The sequence below is a fragment of the Methylobacterium aerolatum genome (assembly GCF_022179085.1).
Classification (GTDB): Bacteria; Pseudomonadota; Alphaproteobacteria; order Rhizobiales; family Beijerinckiaceae; genus Methylobacterium; species Methylobacterium aerolatum.
Genome location: NZ_BPQE01000011.1, coordinates 160,947 through 181,505, shown reverse-complemented (window position 1 = coordinate 181,505; position 20,559 = coordinate 160,947). Strand labels below are relative to the sequence as shown.

21 protein-coding genes are annotated in these 20,559 nt (G+C 70.2%); 8 read left to right on the top strand and 13 right to left on the bottom strand.

From position 1 onward, the window contains the following. Nucleotides 1-6: 6 nt before the first annotated feature. Nucleotides 7-2,004: an acyl CoA:acetate/3-ketoacid CoA transferase gene (locus MFF06_RS07720; protein WP_238203066.1), complete on the top strand. Its 1,998-nt coding sequence runs from the start codon at nucleotides 7-9 to the stop codon at nucleotides 2,002-2,004. Continuing rightward, nucleotides 1,997-3,472: an NAD-dependent succinate-semialdehyde dehydrogenase gene (locus tag MFF06_RS07715; RefSeq protein ID WP_238202608.1), complete on the top strand. Its 1,476-nt coding sequence runs from the start codon at nucleotides 1,997-1,999 to the stop codon at nucleotides 3,470-3,472. The genes MFF06_RS07720 and MFF06_RS07715 overlap by 8 nt, the downstream gene beginning before the upstream one ends. Nucleotides 3,473-3,616: 144 nt before the next feature. On the opposite strand, the gene MFF06_RS07710 is transcribed toward MFF06_RS07715, so the two are convergent. Beyond that, complete coding sequence (locus MFF06_RS07710) at nucleotides 3,617-3,895, bottom strand: hypothetical protein (RefSeq protein ID WP_238202606.1); 279 nt, start codon at nucleotides 3,893-3,895, stop codon at nucleotides 3,617-3,619. A gap of 264 nt (nucleotides 3,896-4,159) precedes the next feature. Here MFF06_RS07710 and MFF06_RS07705 point away from each other — a divergent pair, with 264 nt between their 5' ends. Further along, nucleotides 4,160-5,131, top strand: coding sequence for an NUDIX hydrolase (locus MFF06_RS07705; RefSeq protein WP_238203064.1), 972 nt, complete (start codon nucleotides 4,160-4,162; stop codon nucleotides 5,129-5,131). Between the two features lie 114 nt (nucleotides 5,132-5,245). Here the strand turns inward: MFF06_RS07705 and panB are convergent, their stop codons facing one another. The 4 genes from panB to MFF06_RS07685 form a co-directional block, all read right to left on the bottom strand. Then, nucleotides 5,246-6,064 (bottom strand): 3-methyl-2-oxobutanoate hydroxymethyltransferase, encoded by an 819-nt coding sequence (gene panB / locus MFF06_RS07700; RefSeq protein WP_238202605.1) that lies wholly within the window; start codon nucleotides 6,062-6,064, stop codon nucleotides 5,246-5,248. Nucleotides 6,065-6,230: 166 nt separating this feature from the next. After that, nucleotides 6,231-6,824 carry a rhodanese-like domain-containing protein gene (locus MFF06_RS07695; protein ID WP_238202603.1) on the bottom strand — a complete coding sequence of 198 codons (594 nt, stop codon included), beginning with the start codon at nucleotides 6,822-6,824 and terminating at the stop codon, nucleotides 6,231-6,233. 2 nt (nucleotides 6,825-6,826) lie between these two features. Next, nucleotides 6,827-7,654, bottom strand: a complete 828-nt coding sequence (locus tag MFF06_RS07690; protein ID WP_238202601.1) for a quinoprotein dehydrogenase-associated SoxYZ-like carrier — start codon at nucleotides 7,652-7,654, stop codon at nucleotides 6,827-6,829. Between the two features lie 41 nt (nucleotides 7,655-7,695). Continuing rightward, nucleotides 7,696-8,676 (bottom strand): quinoprotein relay system zinc metallohydrolase 2, encoded by a 981-nt coding sequence (locus MFF06_RS07685; protein ID WP_238202599.1) that lies wholly within the window; start codon nucleotides 8,674-8,676, stop codon nucleotides 7,696-7,698. 119 nt (nucleotides 8,677-8,795) lie between these two features. On the opposite strand from MFF06_RS07685, the gene MFF06_RS07680 reads away from it, so the two are divergent. Then, nucleotides 8,796-9,374, top strand: coding sequence for a TetR/AcrR family transcriptional regulator (locus MFF06_RS07680; protein ID WP_238202597.1), 579 nt, complete (start codon nucleotides 8,796-8,798; stop codon nucleotides 9,372-9,374). On the opposite strand, the gene queC is transcribed toward MFF06_RS07680, so the two are convergent. From queC to cobT, 3 genes are all read right to left on the bottom strand, one after another. Then, the gene (gene queC, locus MFF06_RS07675; RefSeq protein WP_238202596.1) at nucleotides 9,349-10,077 is read right to left on the bottom strand and encodes a 7-cyano-7-deazaguanine synthase QueC; all 729 of its coding nucleotides are present in this window, start codon (nucleotides 10,075-10,077) and stop codon (nucleotides 9,349-9,351) included. The two genes, MFF06_RS07680 and queC, sit on opposite strands and share 26 nt — an antisense overlap. Continuing rightward, the gene (queD, locus tag MFF06_RS07670) at nucleotides 10,067-10,423 is read right to left on the bottom strand and encodes a 6-carboxytetrahydropterin synthase QueD (protein WP_238202594.1); all 357 of its coding nucleotides are present in this window, start codon (nucleotides 10,421-10,423) and stop codon (nucleotides 10,067-10,069) included. The genes queC and queD overlap by 11 nt, the downstream gene beginning before the upstream one ends. Nucleotides 10,424-10,580: 157 nt before the next feature. Further along, nucleotides 10,581-11,597, bottom strand: coding sequence for a nicotinate-nucleotide--dimethylbenzimidazole phosphoribosyltransferase (cobT, locus tag MFF06_RS07665; RefSeq protein WP_238202592.1), 1,017 nt, complete (start codon nucleotides 11,595-11,597; stop codon nucleotides 10,581-10,583). Between the two features lie 107 nt (nucleotides 11,598-11,704). On the opposite strand from cobT, the gene cobS reads away from it, so the two are divergent. Genes cobS through MFF06_RS07650 form a run of 3 tightly spaced genes read left to right on the top strand, consistent with a single transcriptional unit; the run spans nucleotide 11,705 to nucleotide 13,489 of the window. Next, complete coding sequence (gene cobS / locus MFF06_RS07660; RefSeq protein WP_238202590.1) at nucleotides 11,705-12,529, top strand: adenosylcobinamide-GDP ribazoletransferase; 825 nt, start codon at nucleotides 11,705-11,707, stop codon at nucleotides 12,527-12,529. Nucleotides 12,530-12,587: 58 nt separating this feature from the next. After that, entirely contained in the window at nucleotides 12,588-12,797 is a 210-nt protein-coding gene (locus MFF06_RS07655; protein ID WP_238202588.1) for a DUF1289 domain-containing protein, read from the top strand. Beyond that, entirely contained in the window at nucleotides 12,794-13,489 is a 696-nt protein-coding gene (locus tag MFF06_RS07650; protein ID WP_238202586.1) for a retropepsin-like aspartic protease family protein, read from the top strand. The genes MFF06_RS07655 and MFF06_RS07650 overlap by 4 nt, the downstream gene beginning before the upstream one ends. Nucleotides 13,490-13,542: 53 nt before the next feature. On the opposite strand, the gene dusA is transcribed toward MFF06_RS07650, so the two are convergent. Both dusA and miaA read right to left on the bottom strand, forming a co-directional pair. Next, nucleotides 13,543-14,574 carry a tRNA dihydrouridine(20/20a) synthase DusA gene (gene dusA / locus MFF06_RS07645; RefSeq protein WP_283207253.1) on the bottom strand — a complete coding sequence of 344 codons (1,032 nt, stop codon included), beginning with the start codon at nucleotides 14,572-14,574 and terminating at the stop codon, nucleotides 13,543-13,545. A 165-nt stretch (nucleotides 14,575-14,739) separates the two neighbouring features. Further along, nucleotides 14,740-15,660: a tRNA (adenosine(37)-N6)-dimethylallyltransferase MiaA gene (miaA, locus tag MFF06_RS07640; RefSeq protein ID WP_238202584.1), complete on the bottom strand. Its 921-nt coding sequence runs from the start codon at nucleotides 15,658-15,660 to the stop codon at nucleotides 14,740-14,742. A 7-nt stretch (nucleotides 15,661-15,667) separates the two neighbouring features. On the opposite strand from miaA, the gene serB reads away from it, so the two are divergent. Further along, entirely contained in the window at nucleotides 15,668-16,561 is an 894-nt protein-coding gene (gene serB / locus MFF06_RS07635; RefSeq protein ID WP_238202582.1) for a phosphoserine phosphatase SerB, read from the top strand. Between the two features lie 183 nt (nucleotides 16,562-16,744). On the opposite strand, the gene MFF06_RS07630 is transcribed toward serB, so the two are convergent. From MFF06_RS07630 to hflK, 3 genes are all read right to left on the bottom strand, one after another. After that, the gene (locus MFF06_RS07630) at nucleotides 16,745-18,262 is read right to left on the bottom strand and encodes a DegQ family serine endoprotease (protein WP_238202580.1); all 1,518 of its coding nucleotides are present in this window, start codon (nucleotides 18,260-18,262) and stop codon (nucleotides 16,745-16,747) included. Nucleotides 18,263-18,425: 163 nt separating this feature from the next. Continuing rightward, nucleotides 18,426-19,382, bottom strand: coding sequence for a protease modulator HflC (hflC, locus tag MFF06_RS07625; protein ID WP_238202578.1), 957 nt, complete (start codon nucleotides 19,380-19,382; stop codon nucleotides 18,426-18,428). Then, on the bottom strand, nucleotides 19,379-20,554 hold the full coding sequence (gene hflK, locus MFF06_RS07620) for an FtsH protease activity modulator HflK (RefSeq protein ID WP_238202576.1): 1,176 nt from the start codon (nucleotides 20,552-20,554) through the stop codon (nucleotides 19,379-19,381). Before hflK ends, hflC begins: the two co-directional genes overlap by 4 nt. Between the last annotated feature and the right edge of the window lie 5 nt (nucleotides 20,555-20,559).

Below are 20,559 nucleotides of genomic sequence, written 5' to 3'. Positions count from 1 at the left end.
CAGCGCATGCCCTCCGGCCTCAAGAACAAGATCGTCACCGCCGACGAGGCGGTGGCCATCGTGCGGGACGGCGACATGGTCGCGGTCTCGGGATTCGTCGGCATCGGCACGCCGGACGAGCTGATCCTGGCGCTGGCCAAGCGGTTCAGCGAGGGCCAAGGCCCCCGCGACCTCGGCCTGATGTTCGCCGCAGCCCCCGGCGACGGCAAGGATCGCGGCCTCAACCGGCTGGCCCTGCCGGGCCTGATCCGCCGGGTGGTCGGCGGCCACTGGTCCCTCGTGCCGAAGCTCGGCGCCATGGCGATCGAGGGGACGATCGAGGCCTACAACCTGCCGCTGGGCGTGGTCTCGCACCTCTACCGCGACATCGCCGCCAAGACCGCAGGCCACATCACCAAGGTGGGGCTCCACACCTTCGTCGATCCGCGAAAAGGCGGCGGCAAGCTCAACGACAGGACCACCGAGGATCTCGTCAGCCTGATCGACCTGCACGGCGAGCCGTGGCTGCACTATAGGACCTTCCCGGTGAACGTCGCGCTGATCCGCGGCACCACCGCCGACCCGGCGGGCAACATCACCATGGAGCGCGAGGCGCTGACGCTGGACAACCTCGCCGCCGCCATGGCGGCGAAGAATTCCGGCGGCTTCGTCATCGCGCAGGTGGAGCGCATCGCGGAGAACGGGTCGCTGGCCCCGCGCGAGGTGACGGTGCCGGGCGTGCTCGTGGATTGCGTGGTGCTCTCGAAGCCCGACAACCACCATCAGACCTACGCCACGCCCTACAATCACGCCTTCACCGGCCGCCAGCGCGTGCCGCTGGATCGGATCGGGACTCTGCCGCTGGACATCCGAAAGGTGATCGCCCGGCGCTGCGCCTTCGAGCTGCCGATGGGCGGCGTCGTCAACCTCGGGATCGGCGTGCCGGAGGGCGTCGCCAAGGTGGCGGCCGAGGAGCGGGTGCTGAAATATCTGACGCTGACCGCCGAGCCCGGCGTGATCGGCGGCCTGCCGCAGGGCGGGCTCGATTTCGGGGCCGCGCTGAACCCGTCGGCGGTGCTGCACCAGAACCAGCAATTCGACTTCTACGACGGCGGCGGCCTCGACCTCGCTTGCCTCGGCCTCGCGGAGACGGACGCCGAGGGCAACGTCAACGTCAGCCGGTTCGGCACCAAGCTGGCGGGCGCGGGCGGCTTCATCAACATCTCGCAGAACGCCAAGCGCCTCGTCTTCGCGGGGAGCTTCACGGCGGGGGGCCTCGATATCGGCCTGACGGACGGCACGCTGCGCATCCTCAAGGAGGGGCGCTCGAAGAAGTTCGTGCGCGCGGTGGAGCAGGTGACCTTCTCCGGCGCCTACGCCGCCGAGCGCGGCCAGCCGGTCCTGTACGTGACGGAGCGCTGCGTCTTCCGGCGCACGGCGGAGGGCGTGGAACTGGTCGAGGTGGCACCGGGCATCGACATCGACCGGGACATCCTCGCCCACATGGATTTCGCGCCCATCGTGCGCGACCCCGTGCCGATGGATCCGCGCCTGTTCCGCGAGGAGGCGATGGGGCTGGAGCACTGGCTGCTCGGCATGAGCCTGTCGGAGCGACTGTCCTACGACTCCGAGCGCAACACGTTGTTCGCGAACTACGAGGGTTTCCAAGTCCGGACGGTGGAGGATGTCGATCTCGTCAGACGGGAATTCGAAAGAACCTGCCAACAGATCGGCAAGCGCGTCCACCTGATCGCGAACTACGACGGCTTCGAACTTGATCCCGCCGTGGCCGAAGCCTACTTCTCGATGATCGCCTATCTGGAAAGCCGCTACTACGCCACGGCCTCGCGGTACACGACGAGTGCCTTCATGCGCCTCAAGCTCGGCGCCTCCCTGCAATCGCGGGATCTTGCGCCCCACGTGTTCGAGACGCGCGCGGAGGCGCAGGCCCGCAGCACGGCCCGGAGCGCGCCCCCGCGGGCGCCGACGCAGCCGTCACCGCCCAAGGAACCGTTGGATGCCTGAGACCGGTGGTCGCCTCAGCCTGAAGAACCCTGAGCTTCTCGTCGAAGCCTGCCTGATCGGCGGGGAATGGTCGCAATCCGGCTCGGGCCGGATCGACGTCACCAACCCGGCCACGGGCGCGGTGATCGCGCGGGTGCCGAATGCCGGCGCCGAGGAGACGAGGCGCGCGATCGAGGCGGCCCATGCCGCCTATCCGGCGTGGCGCGCCAAGACCGCCAACGAGCGCGCCGTGCTCCTGCGCAAGCTTGCCGCCGTCATCACCGAGAACCAGGAGGATCTGGCGCAGATCCTCACCGCCGAGCAGGGCAAGTCGCTGACCGAGGCGCGGGGCGAGGTCGGCATGTCGGCGGCCTACGTGCTGTGGTTTGCGGAGGAGGCCCGCCGGGTCTACGGCGAGACGATCCCCTCCCCCTGGGCGGACCGGAAGATCCTCGTCACCAAGGAGCCGGTGGGCGTCGTGGCGGCGATCACGCCGTGGAACTTCCCCTCGTCCATGATCGCCCGCAAGCTCGCTCCCGCGCTGGCCGCCGGCTGCCCCATCGTGATCAAGCCCGCAACGCAGACGCCGCTCTCCGGCCTCGCCTGGGGCAAGCTCTGCCAGATGGCCGGCATCCCGGACGGTGTCGTCTCGATCCTCACCGGCCCGGCCCGCGCCATCGGCGGCGAACTGACGGGCAACCCGCTGGTGCGGAAGGTGACGTTCACCGGCTCCACCGAGGTCGGCAAGGTGCTGCTCCAGCAATCGGCCGGCACGGTGAAGAAGGTCTCGATGGAACTGGGCGGCAACGCGCCCTTCATCGTGTTCGACGACGCGGACCTCGACCGGGCGGTAGCGGGCGCCATGCTCGCGAAGTTCCGCAACTCCGGCCAGACCTGCATTTGCACCAACCGCTTCCTCGTTCAGGACGGCATCTACGACGCCTTCGCCGACAGGATGGCCGAGGCGGCGAACAAGCTGAAGGTCGGTGACGGCACGCAGGAGGGTGTGGCCCAGGGCCCGCTCATCGACATGGCGGCCGTAGAGAAGACCGAGGCGCATATCCGCGACGCCGTCGAGAAGGGCGGCAAGGTGATCGCGGGCGGCCACCGCCACGCGCTCGGCGGCCAGTTCTTCGAGCCGACCGTCGTGGTGAACGCCACCCCGGCGATGGCCGTGGCCCGCGAGGAGACCTTCGGTCCCCTCGCCCCGCTCTTCCGCTTCAAGGACGAGGCGGAGGCGATCCGGCTGGCCAACGACACCGAGTACGGCCTCGCCTGCTACTTCTACACCCGCGACCTCGGCCGGGCCTTCCGCGTCTCCGAGGCGCTGGAATACGGCATGGTCGGCGTCAATGAGGGGATCATCACCACCGAGGTGGCGCCCTTCGGCGGCGTGAAGGAATCGGGGCTCGGCCGCGAGGGCGGTCGCCTCGGGATCGAGGACTATCTCGAGGTGAAGTACGTCTGCCTCGGCGGCCTCGGGGCCTGAAACCTCTCCGTCATGGCGAGTGAGAGCGCAGCGATCCAGGGCAGCGGGACGCCCCGAGCCGTGGCGCCGCCCTGAGCTGCGTCGCTCCGCTCGCAATGACCGTGAAGGCCCGGTCGATGGACAACGCCGAAAAACCGGCCTCGTTTACGAGACGGCCTCCTCCCGCGCCGGGGTCACCGCGCCTTCGGCCTGCTGCACGAGGCGTGCGGCGCGGGCGGTGAGGAACCAACACCCCGGCTCGGAGGCGCGGTCGCGCCCCCGGTCACGGGTCCGCAGGAGGCCGCGCCGGACCAGCGAGCGCACCGTCCGCATTTCGCTGTGATCGGGCATGGGGAGTGGCCCCTCCATGTGGAGGCGACGCAGCATCGTCCGCTGCGCGGGGGTCAGTTGCCACCAGAGGCTCGGCGTCGTGCGTTCAGGCATCTTGAGATTTGAATCAATCTAGATTCGCGGTCGAACGCAACCCGACCTTCGTCTAAATTCGCTGACACGTTTGCATGGTCGCGGCCCGGGCCCGACGGGCCGGGCCCCGCGATATCCCAGGCCCGAATGCCCCGGGATGCCGCGCCGCGTTGACGGGCGGGGCTTCCTCACCGCAAAACCCCGGCGCGGCCCCGCGCAGTGTTTCGAGGCGGGCGGAAGGCGGTCACCGGGCGGATGGCTCTGGCGGAGGACAGGGAGACGGTGATGGGAGCCGGGCAGCAGCCCGTGCCCGACCGTTCGGCCGTCGGCCTCGTCGCCGTGATCGTCGCGGCGACGGAGGGCGAGCCCCGCGCCTTGACCGTCCGCGTGCCGGGCCAAGCCTCCTGCAGGGGCGACGGCCTGCCCGCCGGCCCTTTGGTGCCGGAGCACGCCACCCTAGAGAAGGGTCTCCGGGCCTGGGTGGAACGCCAGACGAACCAGCGCCTCGGCTACGTGGAGCAACTCTACACCTTCGGCGACCGGGATCGCTCCGGGGGAGAGGGAGAGCCCGCCGCCCACGCCCTGTCGGTGGCCTACCTCGCCCTGGTGCGGGAGGAGCGTCCGGCCGGCCTCGCGGAGGCGTCCTGGCACAACTGGTACCGCTACCTGCCCTACGAGGATTTCCGCCGTGGTCGCCCGGCTGCCCTCGATGCCATCGAGCCTCGCCTCACCGCCTGGGCCGAGGACGCCGCCGACACGGCCCTCCGCCAGCGCCGGTTCGACCGCCTCGGCCTCACCTTCGGCCTGAACGGCGGCACTTGGAACGAAGAGCGGGTACTCGAACGCTACGAGTTGCTGTTCGAGGCGGGGCTGATTCCCGAATCGCGGGGCAATCCGGGGCCGGGCCGGGCGGGCGACCCCACCGGCGTGCCCATGGCCTTCGACCACCGCAGGGTCCTGGCGACGGCGATCGGCCGCCTGCGCGGCAAGATCAAGTACCGCCCCGTGGTGTTCGAGTTGATGCCCCCGGCCTTCACTCTGCTCCAGTTGCAGCGGACCGTCGAAGCCCTGTCGGGCATCCAGTTGCACAAGCAGAACTTCCGCCGCCTGGTGGCGCAACAGGGGCTGGTGGAAGAAACGGAGAGCCTGACGAGCGGCTCAGCCGGGCGCCCGGCCCGCCTCGTGCGCTTCCGCCGGGAGGTGCTTCTGGAGCGTCCGGCGCCGGGCCTCAGGCTCCCGGCCAGGCGGGTGGGTTAGAGCGTTTTCGGTTTGACCTAGGTCTCAGCGTTCCAATGACACGTGCGGGCTCCCTCCCCCTTGCGGGGAGGAGAGCGCGGCGCGCAGGTCCGTCTCAGTTCGACGGGAACGGCTCTAACCGTAGGTCTGGTCGGCTCCGGGGAAGGATCCGTCACGCACGCCGTCCGCGTACGCCTTCACCGCCTCCTCGATATGCGCCCGGAGCGAGCCGAACTGGCGCACGAATTTCGGCGTCCTCTCGGAAAGGCCGAGCATGTCCTCCAGCACGAGGATCTGCCCGTCGCAGACCGAGGAGGCACCGATGCCGATGGTGGCGGCGGTGACCTTCGGTGAGGTGGCGATGGCCCGCGCCACCGGCTCCACGATGCCCTCTAGCACGATGGCGAAGGCCCCGGCCTCGGAGATGGCGCGGGCATCCTCGATCAGGCGCCGCTCGTCGTCCGGCGCCCGGCCCTGGACCTTGAACCCGCCCATCACGTTGATCGCCTGCGGCGTGAGGCCGATATGGCCCATCACCGGCACGCCGCGCTGGACGAGGAAGGCCACCGTCTCGGCGAAATGCGCGCCGCCCTCCAGCTTGATCGCCCCGGCGCCGGTCTCCTTCAGGACGCGGGAGGCATTGAGGAAGGCCTGTTCCCGGCTCGCCTCATAGGAACCGAAGGGCATGTCGACCACGACCAGCGCCCGTGACGTGCCGCGGATCACCGCCTGCGCCTGGAGAATCATCATCTCCAGGGTGACGGGGATGGTCGATTCCATCCCGTGCATCACCATGCCGAGGGAATCGCCGACGAGGATGAAGTCGCAGAAGGCGTCGACGATGCCGGCCGTGTGCGCGTGGTAGGCGGTCAGCGCGACGATCTTGCGCCCCTCGGCCTTGCGCTTCCCCATATCCACCGCCCGGAGGCGACGGGATTGGACGACCTGGGACATGACGCGCTCCCCACACTTGCGACTTGGCCTAACACGGGCAAGCGCCATCGTCCCAGGGGAGCCGCGTGCCGGAAGCGGCCGGATGTCAGGTCGACCTGAGAACGGCGCCCGCCGCCGATCCGCCGCTCGCTGCCTCGACGCGACGTGGAGACGTTTCAGCAGCCCGTCAACGCTCCGCGACCTCGCCCCTCTTCCACTCCGCGTCCTCGGTGATGGTCTTCGTCTCGTGCTCGTCCTGCCAACCCTCGACGCCGAGGGGGAACCAGTGGACGCCCGTGTAGCCCTTTTCCACGAGGCGCTTGCCCGCGTTCCAGCTGCCCCAGCACTCCACGTGGCAGAACACCACGATCGGCTTGGCCTTGTCGCCGCCGGTCAGGCTCTCGACGCGGGCGTAGAACAGGGCCTCGCGCTCCGGGGCCAGGGGCACGGCGCCAGCATTCGGCAGCCACACGGCGCCGGGGATGGAGGGATGGACCGGCAGCCACAGGCGGCCCTCGGGGAAGTTTGCAGGCTTCTTCTCCCGCATGGCGACGTCGATCAGGACCGGCTTGACCGGTCCTTCGAGGAGCTTGGCCACCTGCTCGCCGTCCACAACCTGGGCGCCCTTCAGCGTCGGCGGGGTGTAGCCGCGCTGCGGGCCGGTGTAGAGGCCCGGCGGCTCGGGGACGTTGACCGGCGAATCCGCAGGCTCGGCCGCCGCAAGGCAGAGGGACGCCGCCGCGATGGCGGCCCCCCGCGCTAGGATCATCCCGCGCCGCATGGTCAGTTGGTCGGGCTCGGAGCGGTGAAGCTCTTGGTCCAGCTCCCGCCCTGGTTGTCGCTGGCGGCGACCTGGATCGGCTTGCCGTCCGGCTTGAAGCCGAAGTTGATCACCGGGTTCGAGGCGATGGAGATGTCGCCCGTCATGGTGAAGATCTTCTGGTCTCCCGCCGAAACGGTCAGCTTGTCGATGTAGCGGGCGGGCGTGTAGTCGCGGGTGACCTGATTCATCTGCATCCCCGAGAAGTTCGGGTGGCGGATCATCAGCGTCGCCTCGACGGGCTTGCCGGGCTGCGCGTCGGCGAACTTCATGCGCATGTCGCCCATGCCCTTCATCGCCTCCTCGTCGCTCATGCCCATCGGGGCCGAGCAGCCGCCGGAGGCTTTCACGAACTGCTTCGCCTCGTAGAGCTTCCCGTCCGTGGTCTCCACCACGGCGTGCATGTCGGTGTAGTTGTTCACGCGCACGCGCAGCTTCAGCTCGTTGGTGTCGGCGGCGGGGCCGAACTCGAACTTGGCGGCGTAGGGTGCCGGGTTGTCGTCGATGATCAGCGAGACCGCCTTGATCTTGTCCCGGTCGGGCATCGTGAGGGTGATCGGCACGAGCGCCGCATCCTCGGCGCGCTTGGGCGCATCGAGCTTCACCAGGGTATCGGTGGGCGAAATGGTGCGGTCGCCGAAGATCGACTTGGCGATCTCCTGCCAGCGGGCGTTGCGCTCCTGGTCGGTGTCGGACGCGCCGGCGGCGTAGGCGGCGGGCGCCGCGCCGAGGGCGGCGGCCGAGAGCGTCAGGCCCACGGCGAGGGGGAAGGCGGCGAAGGTGGGGCGCATGGCGTGATCTCCCTGGTGTTCGTGTTTCACAAAATGACGGATCAGTCCCATTCGAGTTCCTGGTACGCCACGGTTACGTTGCGACGATTGTAGTGCTCGAACAGCTTCCAATGGCTGCTCTGGTCCTGCGCGACGGTGTCCACGGCCTTGTCGATCGGCACGTCCTTGGCGATGGCCGCCTTGGTCTGGTCCCTCAACGCCGTCAGGTAGGTGGCCAGCGCCTCGACCGCCGGGACGGTCTCGACGGTGACCGGGCCGTGGCCGGGCACCGCCCGCGCCGCGCCCATCGCCTTCACCCTATCCAGTTCCTTCAGCCAGCCCTTGAGGCTGCCGTCGAGGGAGGGGATCCGCTCCACGAAGAGCAGGTCCGCCGGGAAGAGCAGGCCGGAGAGCGAATCCCTCATCGAGAGGTCGCTCGTGGTGTGCGCCGGCCCGTGGGCGGTGAAGCGCAGCGTGCGGTCACCGAGATCGACCTCGGCGGTGTCGGCCACGCTCATTTTCGGGTAGACGACCGGACCGGTCTTCTCCTCACCGAACAGGTCGATGAGCCGCTTGCGGTAGAACTCCCCCCGCGCGTCCAGCGCCTCCTTCAGCTTGGCGTGGCCGATGAAGACCGGCTTGTCGGCCGTGAAGGCGCCGGCGCCGAAGGCGTGGTCCGGATGGACGTGGGTCAGCACCACATGGGTGATCGGCTTGGTCGTGCGCTTCGCGATCTCGCCGCGCAGCCATTGCCCGTCGGCGAGGCTGCCACCGGATTCCGTGACGAGCACGCCGTTCCGGCCGACGATGAAGCCGATATTGGCGATGGCGTCGAGGTTTGCGGCATCCGCATCGGCGATGAGACCCTTGCGGATGAAGGTGCCGGGGGCGACCTCTTCGAGGGTGAAGGATTCGGCATAGGCGCGAGGGGTGAGGCCCGCCGTGGCGGCACAGCACAGGCAGAGGCCGCCGAACAGCGCATGGCGCCGCGACAGGCCGCGGGCCCCGCCGTCGATCCTCGGATGAACGGCCTTTGCCGCCATGCCGAAACCTCCCGTCTTTTCTTTCGACCGATCAGTAGGTAGATTTCGGGCGCCGTCAAGCCAAGACGCCATCACGTCGATTTGTGGGCTATACTGTCAGAACGGGATAGGACGCCGCCATGCGGGACACCCGCGCCGAATTGCTGATGCAGGCGGAGACCCTGGTGCGGAGCCGGGGCTATGCCGGTTTCAGCTATGCCGACCTCGCCGAGGCGGTGGGCATCCGCAAGGCGAGCATCCACCACCATTTTCCCACGAAGGTCGATCTGGCTGCCGCCCTCGTGGCGGCCTACGACGTCCGGTATGCGGACGGCATGGCGGCAATCCGGGCCGGGACGCCGGACGGGCCCGGGCGGATCGTCGCCTACGGTCGCTTCTACCTCGGCGGGGTCGAGCAGGGCCTCGGATGCCTCTGCGCGGCGCTGGCGATCGAGGGCGAGGCCCTTCCCGAGCGCCTGCGCGGCGATATCGCCGCCTTCTTCCGCCGCCATCTGGCGTGGCTGGAGGAGGTGCTGCGGGAGGGCGTCGCCGACGGCAGCCTGCGCCCGGACATCGATCCCTCCCGGCACGGCCGGTTCATCTTGGCGACGCTGGAGGGGGCGCTGCTGATGGAGAGGCTCTTCGCGAGCCCGGCGTCCTTCGGCGACACCCTCGGCGCCCTGGTGGAGAGCCTTACGCCGCCTCCTCGGTCGCCGTGAAGCGGGCGTACCCCTCGGCCCGGAGGCGGCAGGCGGGGCAGGTGCCGCAGCCGTAGCCCCAGGCATGGCGCTCTCCGCGCTCCCCGAGGTAGCAGGTGTGGCTGTCACCGATGATCAGGTCCACCAGCGCCCGCCCGCCCAGCGATTGGGCGAGGCCCCAGGTCTGCGCCTTGTCGATCCACATCAGGGGCGTGTGCAGGACGAAGCGCCGCTCCATCCCCAGATTGAGGGCGACCTGAAGCGCCTTGATCGTGTCGTCCCGGCAATCGGGATATCCCGAATAGTCGGTCTCGCACATGCCGCCGACGATGTGGCGGATACCCCGCCGGTAGGCGAGCGCGGCGGCGAAGGTCAGGAAAACGAGGTTGCGTCCCGGCACGAAGGTGTTGGGCAGGCCCGACGCCTCGAAGCCGATCTCCGCCTCGCGGGTCAGGGCCGTGTCGGAGATGGCGCCCAGCGCATCGAGGGACACGGTATGGTCCTCGCCGAGGCGGCGGCCCCAGGCGGGCTCGATGCGGCCGAGCCCGGCCCGCAGGGTGTCCCGGCACGCGAGTTCGATCCGGTGGCGCTGGCCGTAGTCGAAGCCGAGCGTCTCGACACGGGCGAAGCGGTCGAGCGCCCAGGCGAGGCAGGTCGCGGAATCCTGCCCGCCCGAGAACAGGACCAGGGCCGCGTCGTCGCCGGGGATCGCGTCAGTCGCCATCGTACTCCGCCCAGGACATCGGCGTCTCCATCACCTTCACCCGGGCGAGGCCGGGCAGGTCCGGCTTCAGCCGATGCCAGATCCAGGCCGCGATGTTCTCGGCGGTGGGATTTTCGAGGCCCTCGATCTCGTTGAGGCAATGGTGATCGAGCCGCAGCAGCAGCGGGCCGAAGATCGATTCGATGTCGTAGAAATCGATTACCCAGCCGGTCGTCTCGTCCACCTTCCCCGCCACGGTCAGCTCGACCCGGTAGGAATGCCCGTGCATCCGGTGGCAGCGATGCGTGATGGGCACGTTCGGCAGGCGGTGCGCCGCCTCGAAGGTGAAGGCTTGGGTAATGTTCATGGACACGTCGGTGCACTCAACGTCGGCGGCTTCGCGACGTCATCGCGAGCGCAGCGAAGCGACCCAGGGCAGCGTGACGGTCTGAATTGTCGCGTATCCCTGGATTGCTTCGCTGCGCTCGCAATGACGGTGGCGGCGAACTCTCGCGCGGACGGTATCAATCCCCGCTTCGCCCCGAAACCCCCGCCTGCGCGAAGGTGGCCATGCCCGTGTGGCAGGCGAGTGCGCCCTTGATGACCCCCATCGCCACCGCCGCGCCGGAGCCCTCGCCGAGGCGCATCCCGAGCGAGAGCACGGGTGCGAGGCCGAGGCGCTCCAGCACCTCCGCGTGGGCGCCCTCGGCGGAGACATGGCCCGCGACGCAATGGTCGAGGGCCGAGGCGTCGAGGGCGTGGAGCACGGCCGCGGCGGCGGTCGAAACGTAGCCGTCGATCACCACCGGGACCTTCTGCAACCGCGCGGCCAGGATGGCCCCGGCCATGGCCGCGATCTCCCGGCCGCCGAGGCGTCGCATCACCTCAAGCGGATCGTCGAGATGGCCCCGGTGGCAGGCGAGGGCCGCCTCCACTGCCGCGACCTTGCGCGCCAGCCCCTCGCCATCGACGCCGGTGCCGCGCCCGACCCAATGGGACGCCTCGCCCCCGAACAGCGCGGCGTAGAGGGAGGCGGCGACGGTGGTGTTGCCGATGCCCATCTCGCCGATGCCGAGGCAATCGGTGCCCGCCGCCACGGCCTCCATGCCGAAGGCCATGGTGGCGACGCAGGCGCGCTCGTCGAGGGCCGGGCCCTCGGTGATGTCCCCGGTGGGCACGTCGAGGGCGAGGTCGAACACCTTGAAGCCGAGGCCGTAGGCGGCACAGAGCTGGTTGATGGCCGCGCCCCCGGCAGCGAAGTTGTCGAGCATCTGCCGGTTCACGGCATCGGGGAAGGCCGAGACGCCCTTCCTCGTCACGCCGTGGCTTCCGGCGAAGACGCAGACCAGCGGCCGGGCGAAACTCGGCGGCGCCTTGCCCTGCCACGTGGCGAGCCACGTCACGAGGTCCTCCAGGCGCCCGAGCGCCCCGGCGGGCTTCGTCAGGCTCGCGTCGCGGGCGGCGACGCCCGCGGCGGCCTCGGCGTCGGCCTCCGGCATGGTGCGGAGAAGATTACGGATATCGTCGAAGGGGCCGCCCATCGCTGCCTCGATCCTGTGGGTTGCGCCATTCCGGCTGCACGGGGACGGGTAGAGCCCGCTATGAAGGACGTGCCGGTGTCTTCGATCCGGCGCGCGGGGCCGTGGCGATGGACAGGCAGACCGGCGGCGAAGCCGAAGGGCCAGGGCGCGAGGCCCTGCACGATCTCGCCGCGTGCCTGCGCTTCTACTCCCGCCTGCCGGTACCGCAACTCCCCGGCGAGCCCGATCCCCACCGCAGCCCGGACTTCACCCGCCTGCCCCGGATGCTGCCCCTGGCGGGCGCCCTCCTGTCCCTCCCGGCGGCGCTGATCCTCGTCTCGGGCTTCGGGGCCGGGCTGGGGCCGTTCCTCTCCGCGACGCTGGCCGTGGCGGTCATGGCGACCACCACCGGCGGCCTGCACGAGGACGGGCTGTCGGATTTCGCGGACGGGCTCGGCGGCGGGAGCGACCGGGCGAAGATGCTCGCCATCATGCGCGACAGCCGCATCGGCTCCTACGGGGCGCTGGCGCTGTTCCTGGCGCTGGCCCTGCGCGTGGGCGCGCTCGCGACGCTCCTCGACCGGACCGGCCTCGCCGCCGCCACCGCCCTGGTCTTCGCGGCCGCCGTGTCGCGCGTGGCGGCCCTGCTGCCCATGGTCCTGTTGCCCCCGGCCCGGTCCGACGGCCTGTCGGCGGCGGTGGGGCGCCCCGGCCGCGCGGCCCTGGTGACGGCCGCCGTGACGGTGCTGTTCCTCGCCGCGCTGGCCCTGCCGCTCGGCCTGTCCGCGGCGGGCCTCATCGCGATGGCGGTGCTCGCCGGCCTCGCGGCGCTCGCCGTCACGGGCCTCGCCGCCCGCCGCCTCGGCGGGCAAACCGGCGACGTGATCGGCGCCTGCCAGCAGGCCGCCGAGATCCTGGCGCTGCTCGGGCTGGTCAGCGCGGTCGCACCGTGAGGCGACGTGGCGGTTCCGCCTTGCGCCGGCCACGATCGATTTGGCAAAGCGGGACATCATGAGCCTTCCACCCGCCAAAGCCTCCAGCCCGTGCACGAAGGTCTGCATCCTCGATGCGGAGACCGGCCTGTGCCGGGGTTGCGGACGCACCCGCGACGAGATCGGCGCCTGGGGATCCCTGCGGGAGGCCGACCGCCGCGCGATCATGGCGACGCTGGAGGCCCGGCTGCGCACCGCCTATCCGGGGCAGGAACGGCCCACGGCATGATCTATCTCGGCCTCGGCGCCTTGGCCCTCGTCATCGCCGCCCTGATGCTGGCGCCGGAGGGCGACGGATCGGGCGGAGGGATGAGCCCCGACATGCTGGCGAACCTCGCCTATACCGGTGCGATCCTCGCCCTCGTGGCGGCGGGCTTCTGGCGGCAGATCCGCGCCGCGCCGGTGCGGAGCCTGCAAGCGCTGGCCGCCTGGGTGCTGATCGGAGCGGCCCTCGTCCTCGGCTACAGCTACCGCGACCGCATCGAGGGCGTGTCGGCGCGGGTGATGGGCGATCTGCGCCCCGGTTCGGCCGTGAGCGGCCCCGGCGGGACCGTGACGGTCACGCGGCGCTCGGACGGGACGTTCCGGGTGGAGGGGCGCATCGACGGACGCGCGCAGGACTTCCTGTTCGATACGGGGGCGAGCAGCGTCGTCCTGACCGCCGAGGGCGCCGCCGCCCTCGGGTTCCGGCCCAAGCCGGAGGAGTTCACGGCCCGGGTCTGGACGGCGAACGGCCCCACCAGTGCCGCGCCGATCCAGCTCGAAACGCTCTCGGTGGGCACCATCACCGAGCGCAACGTCAACGCCATGGTGGCGAGGCCCGGCGCATTGGCGGGCAACCTGCTCGGCCAGACCTTCCTCGACCGGCTCGGCAGCTACGAGGTGCGCGGCGACCGCCTGATCCTCACGCCGAAGCGGTAGGGCCTCCGCCCGCCTTCCCGTCGTAGCAAGCGCAACGACGGCGGCGGCGAACGTCAGGCCGCGACCCGCGCGTCGCCGCGATCCCGCGAGACGAGGTTCACCGCCGCGCGCAGGGTATCGAGCCCGGCCTCCGGCCGCATCCCGTGCGTGGAGAGATGGCGCCGGAAGGCGCGGGCGCCGGGGCGGCCGTTGAACAAGCCGAGCATGTGCCGGGTCACGGCATGGAGGCGCTCGCCCGATTCGAGCACACCCGCGATGTAGGGCTCGAAGGCCGCCACCGCCGCGAACGGGTCGGCGGCTGGCGCCGGGACCCCGAACAGCAGCGGATCGACCCCGAGCAGGAGCGCTGGCTCCATGTAGGCCGCGCGGCCGACCATGGCGCCGTCGACCTCGGCGAGGCGCGCCTCGACCTCCGCCAACGTCTTCAATCCGCCGTTGACGGCCAGGGGCAGGGAGGGGCGGGCCGCCTTGAGCCGGGCCGCGCGGGCGTAATCGAGGGGCGGGATGTCCCGGTTCTCCTTCGGGGACAGGCCTTGGAGCCACGCCTTCCGGGCATGGACGACGAGGCCATCGACGCCCGCCGCCACGACCGCCTCCGCCAGGGCATCCAGCGCCGCCTCGGGATCCTGATCGTCCACGCCGATCCGGCATTTCACCGTCACCGGCACGCGCACCGCCGCCTTCATCGCCGCAACGCAGTCGCCCACGAGGGCGGGCTCGCGCATCAGGCAGGCGCCGAAGCGGCCCTCCTGCACCCGGTCGGACGGGCAGCCGACATTGAGGTTGATCTCGTCGTAGCCGAACTCCGCCGCGATCCGTGCGGCTTGCGCGAGGTCCGCCGGGTTCGACCCGCCGAGTTGTACCGCCACGGGATGCTCGACCGGCGAGAACCCGAGCAGCCGTTCCCGGTCGCCATGGATCACCGCGCCGGTCGTCACCATCTCGGTGTAGAGCCGCGCCCGTGCCGACAGGGCCCGGTGGAAGGCCCGGCAATGGCGGTCGGTCCAATCCATCATCGGCGCGACGGAGAAGCGCCACCCCGGGAGGGCGGCGGGTTCGGCCGGGAAGGGCGTAGAAGGGGTCACAGCGGTTCGCTTGGGGCGTCGTTGAGGGCTGAGCGGGTTGCATGCCCCGTATCAGAAAAGCAGCCAGGACGGCACCCAGGGATCGCGCGGTCATCGCGCGAGGGCGAAGAGCCCTCACGGGATCGGGACGCCCCCTGCGAAGCGCTTCCCTCCCTCAGCTCCGTTTCAGTCCGACAGCGCCGGATCGCCCGGATCGAGCCACCGCCACCCGTCCCCCATCTGGTGGCGGAACCACGTGACTTGCCGCTTGGCGTAGGCCCGCGTGTCGGCCTGCCCCTTGGCGACGGCCTCGTCGAGGCGCGACGCCCCGTCGAGATGGGCGATGAGGCCGGGCACGCCGTGGGCGCGCATCACCGGCAGCATCGGGTCGAGACGCCGCGCGCGGAGCGCCGCCACCTCCTCCAGCGCGCCGTCCGCGACCATCGCGCGGAAGCGCGCATCGATCCGCTCGCGCAGGAGCGCCCGGTCGGGGGCGAGAAACAGCTTCACGAGTCTCCGGCCCGCCAGCGGCCCCGGCACGGGGTCGCCGTAGAAGCTCGCGATGGGGCGGCCCGTGGCGGCGAAGATCTCCAGCGCCCGCATCACCCGCATCCGGTCGCTTGGGCGAAGCCGCGCGGCGCCCTCCGGGTCGAGGCGGGCGAGGTCCGCGTGGAGCGCCTCCGTCGGGCGGCCCTCGGCCTGACGGCGGACCTCCGCGCGGATCGGCTCGGGCACCGGGGGCAGTTCCGAAAAGCCCTGTTCCAGCGCCCGGAAGTAGAGGCCGGTGCCCCCGACGAAGACCGGCAGACGGCCGTCCAATTCGGCAAGCAGCGCCGTCGCGTCGCGGGTGAAATGGCCGAGGGAGTAGTTGGTCGCCCCGTCCACATGGCCGTAGAGCCGATGGGGTACGGCGGCCTCCTCGGCGGGCTCGGGCCGGGCGGTGAGCACCCGCAGGTCGGCGTAGACCTGCATCGAATCGGTGTTGACCACGACACCGTCATGCCCGCGGGCGATCCGGCTCGCCAGCGCCGACTTGCCCGAGGCGGTCGGGCCTGCGATGAGAACCGCCGCCGGGCGCTCCCCGGCTTCCCACAACGGCAAGGTCATCCTCCGCATGCTCGTCGCGGTCCTGATAGCAAACCCGGACCGCCCGGCCATCACCGATGCCGTCCTGGCCGAGGCCCGCCGGGTCCTCTCCAGCGAGCATCCCGCGCGCATCCTGCACCGGGAGGTGGCAGCCGAGGTTCTCGTGGAGGGCGGGGCCGCGCAGGAACGAGAGCTCGCGGAGCGTCTGAGGGCCGCCCTCGGCCCGGAACCCATCGACGTCGCCGTGCTTCCCGCCGACGCCCACCGACGCAAGCGCCTGTTTCTCGCCGACATGGATTCCACCATGATCGAGCAGGAATGCATCGACGAGCTGGCCGGCACCCTCGGCCTGAAGGACCACGTCGCGGCCATCACCGAGCGGGCGATGCGGGGCGAGATCGCCTTCGAGCCCGCCTTGCGCGAGCGGGTCGCGCTCCTCAAGGACATTCCGGTCGGTGTGGTGGACGGGCTGATCGCCGACACGCTGAGCCTCACCCCCGGTGGGCGAACCCTGGTGGGGACCATGGCCGCCCACGGCGCCCATACCTGTCTCGTCTCTGGCGGCTTCACCCTGTTCACCGGGCCGATCGCCGCGATGCTGGGCTTCGCCGAGCACCGCTCGAATCGCCTCGGCATTGCCGGGAACAAGCTCGACGGCACGGTCGAGGACCCGATCGTCGGCAAGGCCGAGAAGCGGGCGACGCTGATCGAGTTGCGGACGAAACTCGGGCTTCAGCCCGCCGAGACCCTGGCGGTCGGAGACGGCGCGAACGATCTCGACATGCTCGGCGAGGCCGGGCTCGGCGTCGCCTTCCGCGCGAAGCCCGCCGTCGCCGCCGCCGCCCGCGCACGGGTGGAGCACGGCGACCTCACCGCGCTCTTGTACCTGCAGGGCTTCTCGGCCGCGGAATTCGTGGGCTGAGGCATCCGCCTACCGGGCGGCCCGGTGGGCGTTTCGCAGTCACATCGTCCCTGCGAGCGAAGCGCGGCAATCCGGTGATTCGCTTGCCCGCGGATCACGTCCCGCAGCCCTCGATTGCTTCGCTGCCCTCGCAAGGACGGTCGAGGGCGGGAAGGGGCCGCAGCCCCTCCCCGCTCGGGGCTCTTAATCCAAACCCACCGCGACGAAGCGCACTTCGCCGTTGGCGTTCGCCACGAGCAGCAGGACCGACTTCCGCCCGTCCTTCTTGAGGGCATCGACGCGCTTCGACACCTCGGCAGGAGTCGAGACCGCCTCCTGGCCGACCTCGACGATGAACTCGCCCGGCTGGATGCGCTTGTCGGCCGCCGCGGAGTTCGGATCGACCTTCGTCACCACGACGCCCTTCTGGCCGTCCTTGATGTTGTAGCGCTTGCGCAGATCGTCGGTGACGCTCGACAGGTTGAGACCCAGCACCTGCCGGACGGCGGGCTCCGCGTCGGGCTGGCGCAGATTGGCCTGCTGCGGCTTGTCCGTGTCCTCCAGGCGGCCCAGCGTCACCGCCTTCGTGACCTCGGCGCCCTTGCGCACCACCACGACATCGACCTTCTGCCCGACCGGGGTGGAGGCCACGATGCGCGGCAGGTCGCTCGACGCCTTCACGGCCGAGCCGTTGAACTTGACGATGACGTCGCCGACCTCGATCCCGGCGGACTTGGCGGGGCCCTTCTCGTCCACGCCCGCCACCAGGGCGCCCTGAGCGCCGCCCTTCAGGCCGAGGGCCTCGGCAGTGGTGTCGTCCACGTTCTGGATGCGGACGCCGAGCCAGCCGCGGCGGACCTCGCCGAACTCGCGGAGCTGGTCGATCACCTGCTTGCTGGTGTTCGAGGGCACGGCGAAGCCGATGCCGACCGAACCGCCGGTGGGCGAGAGGATCGCCGTGTTGATGCCGATGACCTCGCCGTCCATGTTGAACAGCGGACCGCCGGAATTGCCCTTGTTGATGGCCGCGTCGGTCTGGATGTAGTTGTCGTAGGGCCCGGACTCGATGTTGCGGCCGCGGGCCGAGACGATTCCGGCCGAGACTGAGCCGCCGAGGCCGAACGGGTTGCCGATGGCGATCACCCAGTCGCCGGGGCGCATCTTGTCCGAATCGCCGAAGGGGACGGCCTTGAGCGGCCGCTCCGCCGTGGGCTTCACCCGCAGGACGGCGAGGTCGATTTTCGAATCCTTGCCGACGATCTCGGCCTTCAGCTTCGTCCCGTCATGCAGGATGACCTGGATGTCGTTCGCGTCGCCGATGACGTGGTTGTTCGTCACCACGATGCCCGACGCATCGATGATGAAGCCGGAGCCAAGAGAGTTCGACTTGCGCGAGCGCGGCGCTTCCTCGTTGCCGCCACCGCCACCGCCGCCGCGCCCACCGCGCTTGTTGAAGAACTCCTCGAACAGATCCTCGAAGGGCGTGCCCGGCGGGAGTTGCGGCATGGTGCGGCTGGAGCGCGCCTCGACGGTGGTCGAAGCGGAGATGTTCACGACCGCGTCGGTGACCTGCTCCGCGAGGTCTGCCAGCGAGGCCGGCCCCTTGGCGAAGGCCGGCGCGGGGACGGCGGAGCCAAGGACGGACAGGCCGAGGAAGGCGGCGGCGACGACCGGGCGCAGGCGCGCGAGCGGCCCCACGCGGGTGGCCTCGACGGGGTGCATGGACGACCTCTTCAAAAGCGTTTCCCTGGACCGGCCCATCGTTGGAGGGCGACCGGCGGTTGCCGTCAAAGGTAGCCCGCGAAAGCGAGCCGTCCACCGGGGAGGTTTTGCCGCAACCCGGAATACGGGCCGGCCTCCCCCCGGTGGCGTAGGGAGGGGCGCGCTAGCGCGCCCCTCCGGTGGTGGAGCCCGTCGTCGAAGCAGGATCCTGTTTCGCGCGGGCCGAGGACGGAGTGCCGCGCCCCTGGGGATCGCTGAAGAACCGGAAGAAGTCCGTATTCGGGCTGATCACCAGGCGGGTATCCGGCCCCTTCAGGCCGGTGTCGTAAGCCTGCATTGAGCGGTAGAAGGCGAAGAAGTCCGGATCCTTGGCGAAGGCTTCCGCCAGGATGCGGTTCTTGTCGGCGTCGCCCTGGCCGCGCAGCTGCTCGGACTTCTGCGTCGCCTCCGCGACGATCACGGTGACGTCGCGGTCCGCTCGGGCGCGGATAGACGCGGCGATCTGGTCGCCGTTGGCCCGGATGTCGGCGGCCTCGCGCTCGCGCTCGGTCTTCATCCGGCGGTAGACGGCGGCCGAGTTCTGGGCCGGCAGATCGACGCGGGTCATGCGCAGGTCGACGATCTCGATGCCGAGCGCCTTGGCCTGCCGGTTCACGTCCTCCTGGATGTTGTGCATCAGCTGGCCGCGCTCGGTCTTCACGATGGCGTCGCGGGTCGAGCGGGCGAGCACGCTGCGCAGGCTTGAATTGGTGAAGCTCTGCAAGCGTTGGTTGGCGAGATCCTTGTTGCCGACGGCCTGATAGAACCGGAGGGGATCGATGATCCGGTAACGGGCGAAGGCATCCACTTCCAGATTCTGCCGGTCGGCGGTGAGGATCGTCTGCACCGGCAGGTCGAGATCGAGCACGCGCTTGTCGAAGACGACGACCGTCTCCGCGAAGGGAATCTTGAAGTAGAGACCGGGCCTGTCCTCGGCCGTGGAGTTGAGGACCGCGCGGACGCGGCCGAATTGCAGGACCAGCGCCTGCTGCATCTGCCCGACGACGAAAACGGATGCGTAGAGGCCGATAGCGACGATCGCCGCGACGACGATCAGACCGGTGCGGAGAGCCTGCTTCATCGCGCGGCTCCCGTCTGGCTCTGGGCGCGGGCGCCGAACTCCGAGAGGGGCAGAACGGGCAACACGCCGGCGGCGGAGGAGCCCGCGCCGGGAGTCCCGTTCTGATCGATGATCACCTTGTTCACGGAGCCCAGAACCTTCTCCATCGTCTCCAGGAAGATCCGCTCGCGGCTGATGGCCGGCGCGACCTTGTAGGAGGCGTAGACCTCATCGAACCGCGCCGCCTGGCCGGTGGCGTCCGCCGTCGCCTTCGTCTTGTAGGCCTCGGCGGCCTGCACGATCTGCGAGGCCTTGCCCCGGGCCTGCGGCACTTCGCGGCTGGCGTAGGTCTTGGCCTCGTTCTGCACGGTGTCAGCGTCCTGCTGCGCGGCGTTCACGTCCACGAAGGCGGGGCGTACCTCCGGCGGCGGGTTCACGGAGACGAGCTGCACCACCTCGATGCGCACGCCCGCGCCGTACTCGTCCAGCGCCTTCTGGACCATCTCCTTCACCTCCTGGGCGATGCTCGCCTGCTCGTTGGTGAGGATCGCCTGGATGTTGCGGCGGCCGACCACCTCGCGCATCGCGCTCTCGGCGATGGCCTTGATGGTGCCCTCCGGGTTCTGGATGTTGAACACGAAGTCGGACGCCTTCAGCGGGTTCACCCGCCACTGCACCTCGAAGTCGAGATCGACGATATTCTCGTCGCCCGTGAGCATCAGGCTCTCGTCCGGCACGTCGCGGTTGCGCTGCTGGCCCGGCCCGGTGCGATAGCCGACCTGGATCGAGTTGACCTGGCCGACATTCGGCTTGACCACGCCGCCGATCGGGAAGGGAAAGTTGTAGCGCAGGCCCTCGCCCTTCGAGCCGACGTAGCGGCCGAAGATGGTCTCGATGCCCACTTGGTTCGGTGCGACGGTGTAGAAGCCCGTGGCGAGCCAGATCGCCACGGCGAGGCCCGCGATCACGACGGCGCCGCGTCCTCCGCCGAAGCCCGAGCCCGAGCCGCCCGATCCACCCGGACCACCGCCGCCGGGGATCAGGCCCCGCAGCTTGTCCTGTCCGCGTCGCAGCAGATCCTCCAGGTTCGGGGGGGTGTTGCCACCGCCGCCATTCCCCCAGGGCCCGCCCCCGTTGCCGTTGGGACGGCCCCAGGGACCCCCGCCACCGCCATTCTGATTGCTCCAAGGCATTCTGG